Annotated in this window: 5 protein-coding genes; 4 read left to right on the top strand and 1 reads right to left on the bottom strand. The window is 50.4% G+C overall.

The window, feature by feature from the left end; all coding sequences use genetic code 11:
• Positions 1-101: 101 nt before the first annotated feature.
• From nhaD to AB0L18_RS04650, 4 genes are all read left to right on the top strand, one after another.
• Positions 102-1397, top strand: coding sequence for a sodium:proton antiporter NhaD (gene nhaD / locus AB0L18_RS04635; RefSeq protein WP_367391412.1), 1296 nt, complete (start codon positions 102-104; stop codon positions 1395-1397).
• An 18-nt stretch (positions 1398-1415) separates the two neighbouring features.
• Positions 1416-2195 carry a patatin-like phospholipase family protein gene (locus tag AB0L18_RS04640; RefSeq protein WP_367391413.1) on the top strand — a complete coding sequence of 260 codons (780 nt, stop codon included), beginning with the start codon at positions 1416-1418 and terminating at the stop codon, positions 2193-2195.
• A gap of 598 nt (positions 2196-2793) precedes the next feature.
• Positions 2794-7839 (top strand): T9SS type A sorting domain-containing protein, encoded by a 5046-nt coding sequence (locus tag AB0L18_RS04645; RefSeq protein WP_367391414.1) that lies wholly within the window; start codon positions 2794-2796, stop codon positions 7837-7839.
• Positions 7840-8337: 498 nt separating this feature from the next.
• On the top strand, positions 8338-14745 hold the full coding sequence (locus AB0L18_RS04650) for a T9SS type A sorting domain-containing protein (protein WP_367391415.1): 6408 nt from the start codon (positions 8338-8340) through the stop codon (positions 14743-14745).
• Positions 14746-14989: 244 nt separating this feature from the next.
• Here AB0L18_RS04650 and AB0L18_RS04655 read toward each other — a convergent pair whose 3' ends face one another.
• On the bottom strand, positions 14990-15526 hold the full coding sequence (locus AB0L18_RS04655) for an ExbD/TolR family protein (protein WP_367391416.1): 537 nt from the start codon (positions 15524-15526) through the stop codon (positions 14990-14992).
• Positions 15527-15709: the final 183 nt, after the last annotated feature.

Consider the following 15709-nt stretch of genomic DNA (forward strand, 5'->3'; position numbering starts at 1 on the left):
ATTATTCCGCCCACTTATCTTGTCCCGAGTATACTTTTATTTTACCTTGTTTGAAAATCCACCACCAAAGTTATTTTTGTTCCGTCACCAAAAGCAATGCCATGTACGGATTGATCATCGTTGTCTTTGTTCTAGGATACATTTTCATTGCTTTCGAGCATCCACTCAAAATTGACAAAGCGGCTTCCGCCATCCTTACGGGTGTACTTTGCTGGACGTTATTGGTCATCGGGCAAGAAGCCATTTTACCCGAAAGTGGTGAAGGGTTTATTGATGAAGCCATCCTCCATCATGTTGGAGAAATTGCGGAAATATTATTTTTCCTCCTCGGAGCGATGACTATTGTAGAACTCGTTGATGCTCATGAAGGTTTCGCCGTGGTGACCGCCCGTATTTCTACCACCAACAAGGTCAAACTTCTCTGGATTATTTGCATCGTCACCTTCTTTTTTTCGGCGGTACTCGACAATATGACTACAGCTATTGTGATGGCAGCCTTGTTGCGCAAACTCATTGTTAAAAAAGAGGATTTGTGGTTTTTCGCGGGTATGGTGGTACTTGCTGCTAATGCTGGCGGTGCCTGGTCGCCGATCGGAGATGTAACCACTATCATGCTCTGGATTGGAGGGCAAGTGACGGCACTTAATATCGTCATCGGCGTATTTTTACCTAGCTTGGTCTGTCTTATTGTGCCTTTGCTGGTAGTGACCTTTACCCAGAAGGGAGAAATTAAACGGGCCAAAAAAGCAGACCACGAATCCGTCTCCGGGCGGCCGACTCCAAAAGAGCAAGCGCTCATCTTTTGGCTGGGAGTAGCCGGTTTGTTGTTTGTACCGGTATTCAAAAACCTCACCCACCTTCCCCCATTCATGGGTATGTTGCTGAGTTTGGGGGTCTTGTGGGTAACCACCGAAATCCTGCATCGCGACAAAACTACCGATAATCGTCGGCACCTTTCTGTGGCGGGTGTCATCAGGAAGGTCGATACACCTAGTGTGCTTTTCTTCCTGGGCATCTTGCTGGCCGTAGCGAGCTTGCAAACAGCAGGCCACCTTGGCCAGTTGGCCACAGCCATGAACGAAGAAATTGGTAATATCTACCTTATCAATGTCCTCATTGGCTTACTCTCTTCGGTTGTCGACAATGTGCCACTGGTAGCAGGTGCGATGGGCATGTATCCACTATCCGTCTACCCTACTGATGCTACCTTCTGGGAATTTTTGGCGTACTGTGCCGGTACGGGTGGAAGCGCATTGATCATCGGCTCAGCTGCAGGTGTAGCCATTATGGGGATTTTGAAAATAGACTTTCTCTGGTATTTCAAAAAAATTACCTGGCTGGCCTTACTTGGCTATTTTTCGGGTGCCTTGGTGTATTATTTACTTCATGCAGGTTAATGGTCTAAATTTGCAGCAATGCAAAATAAAGAAAAAACAGGCTTGGTTTTATCGGGCGGTGCCATCAGGGGTATCGCGCACTTGGGCGTCCTTAAGTTCTTGCAAGAAGCGGATCTGGAGCCAGACATCATCGCTGGTGCCAGCGCCGGTGCTTTGGTGGGTGCTTTTTACGCGGCGGGCTATACTGCCGAAGAATCGCTGGCCTTTTTCCTTAAAAACAAACCGATCACCTGGCGCAATTATGCTCGCCGAAAACCAGGGATTTTGGTCTTTGACCGATTTGCCCAAAGTCTGGCCGAACAATTCCCTGTAGATCAGTTTTCAGCTTTAGCAAAACCGCTCTTTATTACGCGCACCAATCTTGAAACGGGCCTCGGAGAAATTGTCAACCAGGGGCCTTTGATTAAAAATTTACTGGCTTCCGCCGCTTTTCCACTGCTGTTTGCCCCCATTGAAATCAATGGCGTATTGTATTCCGACGGAGGAATCACCAACAATTTCCCCATTGAGCCTTTGTTGCCTCTTTGCGAAAAAACATTGGGCGTCTACGTCAACCCGCTCCCCTTGAAGCCCGCCTCCAAGTTAAAAACAGCCTTCACGGTTGCCGAAAGAGCTTTTCAAATCAGCGTCACCCAAACCTCCCTGCCTAAGTTTCAAGCATGTGATATGGTTATCATTCCCAAGGAGTTGGAAGAATACAGCCTCATCAATACCAGACGGATTAAAGAAATTTTTCAGATCGGTTACCAGGCTGCCTTAAAAGAACGGAAAGCCCTGGAAAAATTATTTGCAAAATAATTGTCTTCAACGGTAACGGTAGCCGAAACGAACTTATCAATAAATGACTCGTACCACAAACAAGTAATAGTGGAATTCATGGTATTTTATATAAATCTATGGACTTCCTCTTTCACGCATGTGAAAAAACCCCTATATTTAAGTGTCTAAAACCAGAGCTTATTATCATCTCCCCCTTGGGTGCATGATAAAAATCCTAAAAACAAAACCCTCCCGTAATGCCAAAACTCAACACACCCCGCTTCTATTGGAATACTTTCCTACCATCTTTTATCATTCATTTTGTAGCACTTTCCCTGAGGATAAATGCTAGCAAATTCAGCCGGATAAAACATCAACTAACCTTCTCTACTTCTGTGATTTAACAGAAATAGCCCACTCAACCAGTCGTTCTTACCCCTTTACAAAGCTTCTTCTTTATCGTCTCATTTGAATATTGAGCGGGTCAGTGACCTGTCGTATTCCATTTCCATTTCCTGGCTTTACCCCCAGGCAAAGGCCGTGTGATACTTCGGGACACCTAAGTGTTTTGACGGAAACAAGTCTAGCACTAAACCTACCATTTTGATAACACCTTAATTCAACAAAATTTTCCATTATGAAAAAATTTTCCTCGTACTATCGGAGTATTTGTTTCGCGATAGTCTGCCTATTATTCATGAGTGCTATTGGTGCCCAATCCAATTCACTTATTGGGAAAAAACTCAACGCCAAACACCCTGCCCTCAACGAAAGCTTCGCTGAATACGAAGTGTTTGAACTCGACATTACCAAGCTACAAGCCCTCACCCGCAGCGGAAATGCGTTTGAGTTCTCCTTACAACTCGACCAGCAAATATGGGAGGTCTACTTAGAGCACAATGACCTGCGTGGCCCGAACTACCGGGAAGTAGCGATTACCGACCGCGGCCACGAGGTTCTTCCTCCCCGCCCCAACATCACCTTCAAGGGACGTACAGGAACCGACGATACTCGCTTCACGATCACTGAGGACTACCTGATTACCCGCTTGGTAAGCGGAGACAATATTTATTACCTCGAACCATTAAGCCGATTAATTGATGGATTGCCTAAAAACCAGTACGTTTTTTACGAAGTAAACGACATCTTGACAGACCCTGAGGTGGAGTGTGTTCACAATGCTGGTAAGCGTTACGCAATACCTCATCCTGACGACCCGAAAGGAACTACCGACCCGCTGAAAATGATGGAATGCCTGGAAGTGGAGATGGCGACGGCTGGAGACTTTACGATGTTTACCAGATATGGTTCGGTAATGGCCGTCAACGATTTCATCCTCAACGTCACCAACCTGATGGAACCGTTGTATGACGATTTTAGCCTGAGCTTTGTGATTATCGATCAATTCGTAGCAACAACACTGGCATCCGATCCTTTCGATGCGGCAGGTACCGAAGCGTTCAATATCCTGGATGCTTTCCGGCCGTGGGCGGGAGTGAACTTTGCCAGCCATGATCTTGGTCAACTTTGGACAGCCAAGGACATCCGAGGCTGTAATGAAGATGACGACGACGACATCTCTACTAACTTCGGGTTAATCGGTTGTGCTGATGCAATCGGGGATGTGTGCGGCAGCAACCGTTACAACGTATGTGAAGACTTTTCAAACTCTTCCAACTGTCTTCGGGCTTTGAGTGCCCATGAGATTGGTCACGTTTTCGATGGTGTTCACAGCGAAGCAAACAACACCACCATCATGTGGCCAAACATCGTTTGTGGTGCTACCACCTGGACGGCGAATAACATTACCCGCATTCAGAACCATATTGATTCACGCGACTGTCTTGGTGCTTGTGGAGACTGTACCATCGATCTCATTGCCATCGTTTTTGACGAATCCTGCCCTGGCGAAAATGATGGTAATATTTTCGGTATTCCATCCAATAACGCCGGCCTCGTCACTTTCGTCCTGAGCGGCCCCGTAAACGACAGCAACACCACAGGTGACTTTGGCCCATTGCCTCCTGGCAACTATACCCTGCGCGCCGAGGACGACGGTGGCGGTTTAAACTGCTTTGACGAAATCAACATCACAGTTAACCCATCTCCTGACACTGCACCTCCCTCCAATAGCTGTGGTGCCTTCAGTCAAAATTTTGAGGCTTGTCCCAGGCTTATTGGCCCCAACATTCCTAACAATACTTGGTTTACCATTGGTCCCGACCTCAGCTTCGAAAGTGTAGCTGGTGGTATCTACGTTCAAACGGTTGATCTGGATGGCTGTGTAAGTGATACCTACACTGATCTGGCTGATATTGAAATCAGCCTCGTTGATTCCTACTCGGAAGGTATCTGCCCGAAAACCATTGTAAATGAATATCTCATGCGCGATGAGTGTGGAAACGTATCCACAGATCTCATCGTGGTCCGTCATGTCTTTAGCGAAAGTATTGCTCCAGTCTGGGATCTGGGTTGCCAAATTGATGTCGTCTTTACCACAGAAGACGGTAATGTATGCCCTGCCGATGCCACCATCTCTCTTAGTGAAGGTGATGAAATCACGGTCAACGACGGTTGGTCCGTTGGCGGAATCCCTATCCTCCCGCTCAGTGGATGCGTAGAAGATGAGTGTACAATCGATAACAATCTGATCATCAGGGTAGACGATATCACCATTGTCGACGATGGCACTTGCAGTCGAACGATTACCGTGACCTTTCTCGCTATTGATGAGTGTGGCAATACGTCATTACCCTTTGTATGTAACTACACCTTCATCGACAATACCGCCCCCCTAGTGAGCTTCAACGGAATTCCCGACGGAGGTACCTATGTGATCGAATGTGATCTCCCTTCTACCACCTGGGATCCGCTCACCGATATTGGTGAACTAACCATTTCTGACAACTGCTCCGCCATCGATTTTGCCGGCATTACCGAAGTGTTGACGCAGTTGTACGACGGCCCTTGTGTGGGCAATGTACTTACGCGCTGGCAGCAGGTGTTTACCGTGCAGGATGTCTGTGGCAATACGACCGTCTATACCTTGTTTACTGAAATTATTGACACTACGCCGCCGGTGTTTAGCTCCTCACCCACCGATGTGACCATCGAGTGTGATGAGACCGCTCCGCTACCGGACATGGAAGCATTCGACTCCTGCTCCGAGGTCGTTTACGGATTCACGGAAGTACGTACCGACGGCAGTTGCCCCCACAACTATACCCTCACCCGTACCTGGACCGCTACCGACGGCTGTGGCAATAGCAGCAGCGAAGTACAAGTAGTAACCGTGGAAGACACCACCCCACCGGTCATCGTATTCACCGATGAATATGTTGATCAGTACGAACCTGGCCAGGATGTTTTTGTGGAATGTTCCGAATACGGCAACATCTCCCAGATCATCGCCAACAGTGCGAAGGCGACCGACAATTGCTCTGGAAATACCCCGGTGACTTACATCCTGGAAGACATGGGTAACTTCGACTGCCAGGAATACGGCTACTCTGGCCACTTCGTCAGCACCTGGACCAGCACGGACGAATGTGGCAATACCGCCACCGCCACCATCAACTGGTTCCTCGTGGACGAAACCGCACCTGTATTCCAGGGACTACCCGAAGATGCCTGCGCCAGCCTGGATAACCTGCCTCCGGTAGCGGATGTGCAAGCCGTAGACGACTGTGAATTGGCGGTGCTGACCTTCAGCCAGTCGGACCCGATTGACTGTGACGGCGGCCAATACATCGAGCGTACCTGGACAGCAGAAGATGCCTGTGGCAACAGTGCCTCTTACACCCAGCGCATCAGCCTCAACGGCACCAGTGGCCCCACCATCACCATCGACTACCCAGAAATTGGGGACGTGATGGACGGTGATTTGATCCAACTGCCCGTGGATTGTGATCAGGACATTGCCTTCTCCGTAGCAGATCTGGAAGCCGCCATCAGCGTAGGTGCAGGCTGCGGCAGCGGCTCCTCCAGCATCGAACTCAGCCTCATGGACGAGGGCGACTGTCAGGAAAATGGCTACTTCGCTCGCTACCGCCTCAATGTGACGGCCACCGACGCTTGTGGCAATACTTCTAATTTGAGCATTACGATTGACTTCGTGGACATGACGCCCCCCGTAGTGAGCAGTGCCAACGAGCTGACGCTGAACTGTGGCGACGAGATCCCCATGATCGAAGCAACGGACGCTTGCGGCGAAATTGCCAGCATGACCTTTGTGGACAGTGCGCCCATTGACACCAGCTGCCCGGATAACCCCGTGGCCTACGACCGCACCTGGACGGTGACGGACAATTGCGGCAACGCGACGACCTTTGTCCAGAGCATCATCGTGCTCGACAATGCAGGCCCCGTATTCAGCGGCGTACCCGCCGACATGTGTAACAATACCGGCATCGATGTAGTCGTAACCGCAGTAGACGGCTGTACCGGCCAGCAGGCCCAGGTCTTCTTTGAAGAAGTGATGAGCAGTGAAAGCGGTTGCGGCGAAGTACTGACCCGCACCTGGACAGCAACAGATGCCTGTGGCAACACTTCCGTAGCGACGCAGCAAGTCTTCTTTGATGACGACGTGGCGCCAGAAATTGAATTCACCAGTGACCTGGTCTTTGGTCTGGAAAGTGGTGACGAACTGTTCCTTACCGTAGGTGACGGACTTGGTGATCCTAACGATCCGCTGTTCCTGACTGCTGACGATGTGACCGTGACGGACAACTGTGCTTCCATTACCGCACAAGTAATTGTGGAAACGACCATTTCCGACGATTGTGCCGCTGATGGTTACCTGGCCCGCTACGACTACAAATTTATCGCGACTGATCCTTGTGGTAACACCAGCTCGGCTAAGCTGACCGTCTTCTACGTGGACAACAATGCACCGGACTTCTTCAACGTACCGGATGATGTGGATGTATTCTGTACCGCGGTACCAGAAGTAGCTAACGTCATTGCCAGCGATGATTACGACGAAGAAGTGGAAGTGATCTTCTCCGAAACTTCGACGACTACGCCGGAGGGACTTTTGATCACTCGCACCTGGAAAGCTTCCGATAGCTGTGGCAATACCAACTCGGTAAGCCAGAACATCCTGGTGCTGAACAACGACATCAACGCTACCTTCAGCTTCGGCGGCCCCGTCATTGAGTGTAACAGCGACAACAACCGTCTGGGTGTGACCCCCACCGGTGGCACACCGCCCTACACCTACCAGTGGCAGCTGACCTTCCCGCTGGAAGACGGCTACATCACGACCGATCCTACCCTTCCGGGGATCCTGTTCACGATGGGGTACATCACGCAGACCTTCAGTGTATTGATCACCGATGCCAACGGTTGTGAGTACCTCGCTTCAGTAACCGTAGTCTGTGACTTCTCTGACGACGAGGGAGACTTTACCGGAAACGGTAATGATGGCGCATTCAGCATGAATGTGTACCCGAATCCGGTGAGTGACCAGCTTATGGTGAAAGCCAAGGTGCAGGAAGACAGGCCGGTGACGGTGGCCATGTACAACCTCTTCGGTCAGGAACTCTTCCGCCAGGAAATGGATACCTGGACGCAAGAAGGACTGAGCATTGACACCCGCCGTTTCCCTAACGGGACTTACCTGCTGCGCCTAACGGCTGGTGAGCAGGAAGTGCAGACGAGAGAAGTGGTGATTTTGCATTAAAAGGAAGTACGGGGTATTTGGTACTCGGTACTTAGTATAGCTAAAAGGCGCCTCGGGACGGTTGTTCCGGGGCGTTTTTGTTTGTTTGGAACCACATGAGGCACTGGAAGGCACATAAGTGTTTTTTTGAACCATACGAGGGATTATAAGGGCATTTAAGGAAGGGGATTACAGGGCAAATTCACGAATTTACCTAACGCACGAATTTGCCAATGCAAAACGGAATTTTGCGTAAACACCGACGCAGGCGAAGCCAACGCCGAACAGGGGGCATTTAAGGAAGAGCAGTAAAGGGCAAATTCACGAATTTGCCTGACGTTCAAATCCGGCTTTATTTATTTTTTCTTGCAACTAACAGAATTCATAGAGTAGCCAAATTTCAGAAAAGGGGTACATAGCGTTAACTTTCAAATAATACATTTGGGTCATATTTGCATACGAACCCAAAAGCAATATGGACACCAACTACATTTAATCATTTTTTTTAAACCCTATTTGATGAAAACATGCAACACCAGCATTGGGCGCTATTGCTCCCTATCTAGTATTCTTTTTCCAAGATCATTTTTAATTCTCCTTTTATCAACGGTCAGTCTTGCCTTGAGTGCTCAGTTGGCCACTTGGGATTTTGAAGGGGAGGTAGCGGCAGCCACTACGGTAGCTCCTAACGTAACCGCTACAGCAGCCGTATTTGGCCCAGGAGTTGGAAGCGTTTCTTTTCCGGCGGGAAATGGCAGCACCGACGCTTACTCCGGAAATGGCTGGCCCACGGGTGGTCTCGCAGCCGACCGGTATCTCCAAATTTCGGTGGAAACCACCGACCCTTGCTTCGAGCTCAACGTCACTGGCATCAGTTTTGATGAGCGGCGTTCGGGAACTGGGCCTGCTACCCTTGATGTCATTTGGTCGGCGGTAGACGCTTTTTCCCCTAACCAGTTGTATGGAGGCAGTATTGGCACGGCAATTCCTGACAATACGGATTGGCGTACGCAGACCTTTATGCAGACTTTGAACGAGTCGAAGGTGATCTTTAGAATTTACGGCTACAATGCAGAAGCCGGCACCGGTACCTGGCGTTTTGACAATATAGAAATTCAAGGCACGGTTACTGGGGACAATACGCCACCCAGCGTGACCTGTGCGACGTTCACTCCCAGCTTTGACTCCCGTTGTCCAGATGATGTGAGTGCCAACAACCCCAATGGTAACTTTGGTCCCATTCCCGCCAATGGTATTGTGTCTCTTGGCCTGGGCTTCCCGGGAACAGTATTCTATGATCTGGACCTTAGTGCCTGTGCAAGTGATGATGTCTCCGCACTGGGTGAATTAGGTATTCGCCTGCAAAGCTCTATCCTTGGCACCAGTGATGGTTGTAGCCAAACGCTGACGAATACCTACGAGATCAAAGATGCTTGCGATAATATCTCTCCGGACCTGATAACCATCATAGCTACTTTTGAAGATAACGAAGGCCCGGAGATCACCTGTGCAGAATTTACAGCAACCTTTCAGGATTGCCCAGATGGCCTAGGCCCGAACAACCCTAGCGGTGATTGGATAGCTGTACCAGCCAATGGCATCTTCCAATCCACCTCCGGTGGTAGTTATACGGTAGATGTCGACCTCAATAGCTGCGTAAGTGACAATTGTGGTGATTTCGAGGATTTTGAATACACTCTTGTTGATTCTTACTTCGAGGATTTTGTAGCAGGCTGTGCGATCACTTTGGTCAATGAGATTGCCCTGCGCGATGGTTGCGGCAATGTATCCGACAATAACATTATCACCAAAATTACGATTGATAACAGTGCGGCTGATACTCCTCCATTGATCACCTGTCCAGCCAATGCCATGGTAGCCTGTGGAATGCCTACTGACCCTGATGCTACCGGCATGGCAACAGCTACTACCGACTGTGGAACACCAACCGTTACTTTTAGCGACAGCTCGGCACCTGGCTGTGGGAATACCGAAACCATTAGCCGTACCTGGACCGCTACCAGTCCTTGTGGAATGACCAGTACTTGTGTACAAACCATCACCGTCGTAGATGATACCCCGCCGACGGTTAGCTGTGCTGATTTTACGACGACTTTTAGCAATGGCTGCTCTGCTGACTTAGCTCCGAACGTCCCCAGTGGTAACTTTGGTGCTTTAGCAGCCAATGGTATGGTCAACATCGCTCTGGGATTAACAGGCGGTAGCTTGGGTGGTCTTTATCAATTAGATTTAAGTGGCTGCGTAAGTGACAACTGCTCTACAGACTTTACCGGCTTTGGCATCAGACTGGTCAGTTCTGATGTCGTTGACAATCCCAATGGTTGTGGCCAAATACTTACCAATACCTACGACATCCGCGATGCTTGTGGTAACATCTCTACCGATTTAGTGACCATTGTCGCTAACTTTGAAGACACCTCAGCACCAGTGGTTAATTGCGCCGAGTTTACAGCCACCTTTGAAGGCTGCCCCGGCCCCTTAGGCCCCAACACCCCGACTGACGAGTGGTTTGCGATCGGTCCGGCTGGTGGATTTACTGCTGCTTCTGGTGGTGGTGGCCCGTACTCCCTCTTCCTGGACTTGAGTACCTGTGTCACCGATAACTGTTCAGACTTAGCCGATTTAGAATATACTTTATTCACTTCTTACGAAGAAAACACAACCGACTGCAGCACCACACTCGTCAACGAATTTTCCATCCGAGACCAGTGTGGTAACATCGCGGAAGATCGTATCATCACTCGCTTTACAATTGAGAATACGTCGGATGCGATGATCACCTGCCCAGCGCAGGTGGATCTTACTTGCGGCGACTCAACCGATCCGGCCGATACCGGCATGGCAACAGCAACGGATGAATGTGGTAACGTGCCCGTAACTTACACTGATGAAATCACGATGCGCTGCAACAACGGTGCCTACGTGATTATCCGTACCTGGACCGCTGAGGGTTGTGGAGAGCCTGTCTCTTGTGAGCAGTTTATCATTATTAGAGACGAGGAAGCACCCGTCTTTAACGATGCTTGTCAGACGGACTTCTCCTTCAATACCGAGGGAGGTAGCGACTGCCCGGCCGATGCGACCATCTCCCTCAATGAAGGAGATGAGCTTACTTTAAGCGATACCTGGACCGTAGGAGGCAATACCGTTCCTTCCCTAGCTGGCTGCGTAAGTGACAACTGTGCCCTTGACGAAGAAATCACCGTGACGGTGGAAGACATTACAATCACACACGCCAGTAGTTGCAGTCGCATCTTTAGCGTGACCTTTATCGCGGACGATGGCTGTGACAACAACTCCGAGCCGTTTACATTCACTTATACCATCGAAGACAATACCATTCCGGTGTTCGATGCCGCTTGTCAAGTTGACCAGACCTATACCACGGAAACGGGTGGAGTCTGCCCAGCGGATGCTACCTTCTCCTTCAACGAAGGCGATGAATTTGGGGTGAACGATGTGTTCTCTGTGGGAGGTAATGCACAGCCTACTTTGGCCGGTTGTATCTCCGACAATTGTGGAACAGAAGACGACTTCATTGTCATCGTCGACGATATCACCGTAACGGACAATGGCACTTGTAGTCGTAATATTGCTGTAACCTTCATCGCCGACGATGGCTGTGGTAACCTCTCCGAGTCCTTTACCTTTAACTACCTCTTCATTGATGATACCGCCCCAGTCTTCGACCTGGCTTGCCAGATTGATGCGGTATTTACCACCGAAGATGGCAACGTCTGCCCCGCCGATGCCACCATCTCCCTCAACGAAGGCGATGAGATCGACGTGTTTACCGGCTGGACGGTAGGTGGCGTTGATATTCTCCCACTCCAAGGTTGTGTAGGTGACAACTGCACCGCCGAAGGCGATTTGACCATCACCGTCGATGATATTACCGTGGTGGACGATGGCACCTGTAGCCGCGTTATCACCATTACCTTCATTGCGGACGATGGTTGTGGTAACTTCTCCGAGCCTTTCGTGTGCAACTACACCTTCATCGACAATACTGGCCCCGAGGTGAGCTTCAACGGTATTCTTGACGGAGGTACTTATGTCGTAGAGTGCGACCTACCTTCGACGACTTGGGATCCCTTGATCGATATTGGCGAACTGACGATTTCTGACAACTGCTCCGCTATCGATTTTGCTGGAATTACGGAGGTCTTGACACAACTGTACGATGGCCCCTGTGTGGGCAATGTACTTACGCGTTGGCAGCAGGTGTTTACCGTGCAGGATATTTGTGGCAACACGACCGTCTACACCCTCTTCACCGAGATCATCGACACCACTCCGCCCGCCTTTACCTCTTCGCCTGCTGATGTGACCATCGAGTGCGATGAGACCGCTCCCGTACCTCAGCTGGAAGCGTTTGACTCCTGTTCGGAAGTGATCTACAATTTCAACGAAGTACGTACCGATGGCGACTGCCCCAACAACTACACCCTCACCCGCACCTGGCTGGCTTCTGATGGTTGTGGCAACACCAGCGTAGAAACGCAGGTCGTGACCGTAGAGGACACCACCCCACCCGTCATCGAGTTTACCGACGAATATATTGATCAGTACCAACCTGGCCAGGATGTGTACATCGAATGTTCCGAATACGGCAACATCTCCCAGATCATTGCCAACAGCGCCCTTGCTTTTGACAATTGCAGCGGCCAGACGGAAGTGAGTTATTCCCTGGAAGACATGGGTAATTTCGATTGTCAGGAGTACGGTTACTCTGGTCATTTCGTAAGTACCTGGAAAACCAAAGACGAATGTGGCAACGAAAGCATAGCCACCATCAATTGGTTCCTCGTGGATGAAACAGCACCGGTATTCCAAGGACTACCCGAAGATGCCTGCGCCAGTCTGGACAACCTGCCTCCGGTAGCGGATGTGCAAGCCGTTGACGACTGCGAATTGGCGGTGCTGACCTTCAGCCAGTCGGATCCGATTGACTGTGACGGCGGCCAATACATCGAGCGTACCTGGACAGCAGAAGATGCCTGTGGCAACAGTGCTTCTTACACCCAGCGCATCAGCCTCAACGGCACCAGTGGACCCACCATCACCATCGACTACCCAGAAATTGGGGACGTGATGGACGGTGATTTGATCCAACTGCCCGTGGATTGTGATCAGGATATTGCCTTCTCTGTAGCAGATCTGGAAGCCGCCATCAGCGTAGGTGCAGGTTGTGGCAGCGGCTCCTCCAGCATCGAACTCAGCCTCATGGATGAGGGCGACTGTCAGGAAAACGGCTACTTCGCTCGCTACCGCCTCAACGTGACGGCCACCGACGCTTGTGGCAATACTTCTAATTTGAGCATTACAATTGACTTTGTGGACATGACGCCACCCGTGGTGAGCAGCCCCAACGAACTGACGCTGGACTGTGGCGATGAGATCCCCATGATCGAAGCGACGGACGCTTGCGGCGAAATTGCCAGCATGACCTTTGTGGACAGTGCGCCCATCGAAGTGAGCTGCGCGGCCAACCCGGTAGCTTATGATCGCACCTGGACGGTGACCGATGCTTGCGGCAACGCAACGACCTTTGTCCAGAGCATCATCGTGCTCGACAATGCAGGCCCCGTATTCAGCGGCGTACCCGCCGATATGTGTAACAATACCGGCATCGACGTAGTCGTAACTGCCGTAGACGGCTGTACCGGCCAGCAGGCCCAGGTCTTCTTTGAAGAAGTGATGAGCAGTGAAAGCGGCTGCGGCGAAGTACTGACCCGCACCTGGACAGCAACCGACGCTTGTGGCAACACTTCCGTAGCGACACAGCAAGTCTTCTTTGATGACGACGTGGCGCCGGAAATCGCCTTCACCAGCGACCTGGTCTTTGGTCTGGAAAGTGGTGACGAACTGTTCCTTACCGTAGGTGACGGACTTGGTGATCCTAACGATCCGCTGTTCCTGACTGCTGACGATGTGACCGTGACGGACAACTGTGCCACCATTACTGCACAAGTAGTTGTGGAAACGACCATTTCCGACGATTGTGCCGCTGATGGTTACCTGGCCCGCTACGACTACAAATTTATCGCGACTGATCCTTGTGGTAACACCAGCTCGGCTAAGCTGACCGTCTTCTACGTGGACAACAATGCACCGGACTTCTTCAACGTACCGGATGATGTGGATGTATTCTGTACCGCGGTACCAGAAGTGGCTAACGTCATCGCCAGCGATGATTACGACGAAGAAGTCGAAGTATTCTTCTCCGAAACTTCGACGACTACGCCGGAGGGACTTTTGATCACTCGCACCTGGAAAGCTTCCGATAGCTGTGGCAATACCAACTCGGTAAGCCAGAACATCCTGGTGGTGAACAACGACATCAACGCTACCTTCAGCTTCGGCGGCCCCGTCATTGAGTGTAACAGCGACAACAACCGTCTGGGTGTGACCCCCACCGGTGGCACACCGCCCTACACCTACCAGTGGCAGCTGACCTTCCCGCTGGAAGACGGCTACATCACGACCGATCCTACCCTTCCAGGGATCCTGTTCACGATGGGGTACATCACGCAGACCTTCAGTGTATTGATCACCGATGCCAACGGCTGTGAGTACCTCGCTTCAGTAACCGTAGTCTGTGACTTCTCTGACGACGAGGGAGACTTTACCGGAAACGGTAATGATGGCGCATTCAGCATGAATGTGTACCCGAATCCGGTGAGTGACCAGCTGATGGTGAAAGCCAAGGTGCAGGAAGACAGGCCGGTGACGGTAGCCATGTACAACCTCTTCGGTCAGGAACTCTTCCGCACGGAGCAGGACACCTGGGCACCAGAAGGCTTGAGCATTGATACCCGCCGTTTCCCTAACGGGACTTACCTACTCCGCCTAACGGCTGGTGAGCAGGAAGTGCAGACGAGAGAAGTGGTGATTTTGCATTAAAAGGAAGTACGGGGTATTTGGTACTCGGTACTTAGTATAGCTAAAAGGCGCCTCGGGACGGTTGTTCCGGGGCGTTTTTGTTTGTTTTGAACCACATGAGGCACTGGAAGGCACATAAGTGTTTTTTTGAACCATACGAGGGATTATAAGGGCATTTAAGGAAGGGGATTACAGGGCAAATTCACGAATTTGTCTGACACACGAATTCATGAATCTGCCTGACAGGTTTTACCACCGTAATCCCTTAATACTCCGTCGGCTCCGCTTCTGAAAGCACAAAGGGGATGTGCTCACGAATTTTTCGCTGCTGAGGTTCACTCAATTCGGAAAACCGCTGTTGAAATCGATGCTGGGCAGCTTCTTCCCACAGTTCATTGTAGGCGGCTTTCAGTTCGTTGTAAACATTGAGGTAAATATCGTAGCTGGTACTGCGATCATTGATCAAGGATATGATGGCTTTATTAGGAGTCTCCGCTAAATCAACGTCACTGGTCGGATTCATAATAAAATTCTTTGCTCCCTCGCGGACATCCCCTAAACTAACCACTTTACTTTCGATCAGGATTTGATCATTAGCATTGATGGCGACGCGTAAAATATTACGGGAATTAACCGACCCTGGTTCACTCAGCGGATCCCAGGGCGGCAACTTCACCAATATGCCACTGTCGGACATGATGGTGGTGGTAACCAAAAAGAAAATCAGGAGGAGGAAAGCGATGTCGGCCATGCTTCCGGCATTTACTTCCGGAGCGGCTCTTCTGGCAATGGTTCTTTTCATGACAGGTAAGATTGTAGGTCAGCTCGGTAGTTAGTCATCGCTAGTAGGCGTCACTCGTTGCCGACCTGCCAGTACATGGTACTGGGTACTTAGTACTTGGTAAAGCGAATTTAACTCACAATACTGATGGATTTGATAATTTTACTTACCTGGTAGTTTATGCATACCCAGACAAGATGATGC

The organism is Lewinella sp. LCG006, from assembly GCF_040784935.1.
Taxonomy (GTDB): domain Bacteria; phylum Bacteroidota; class Bacteroidia; order Chitinophagales; family Saprospiraceae; genus Lewinella.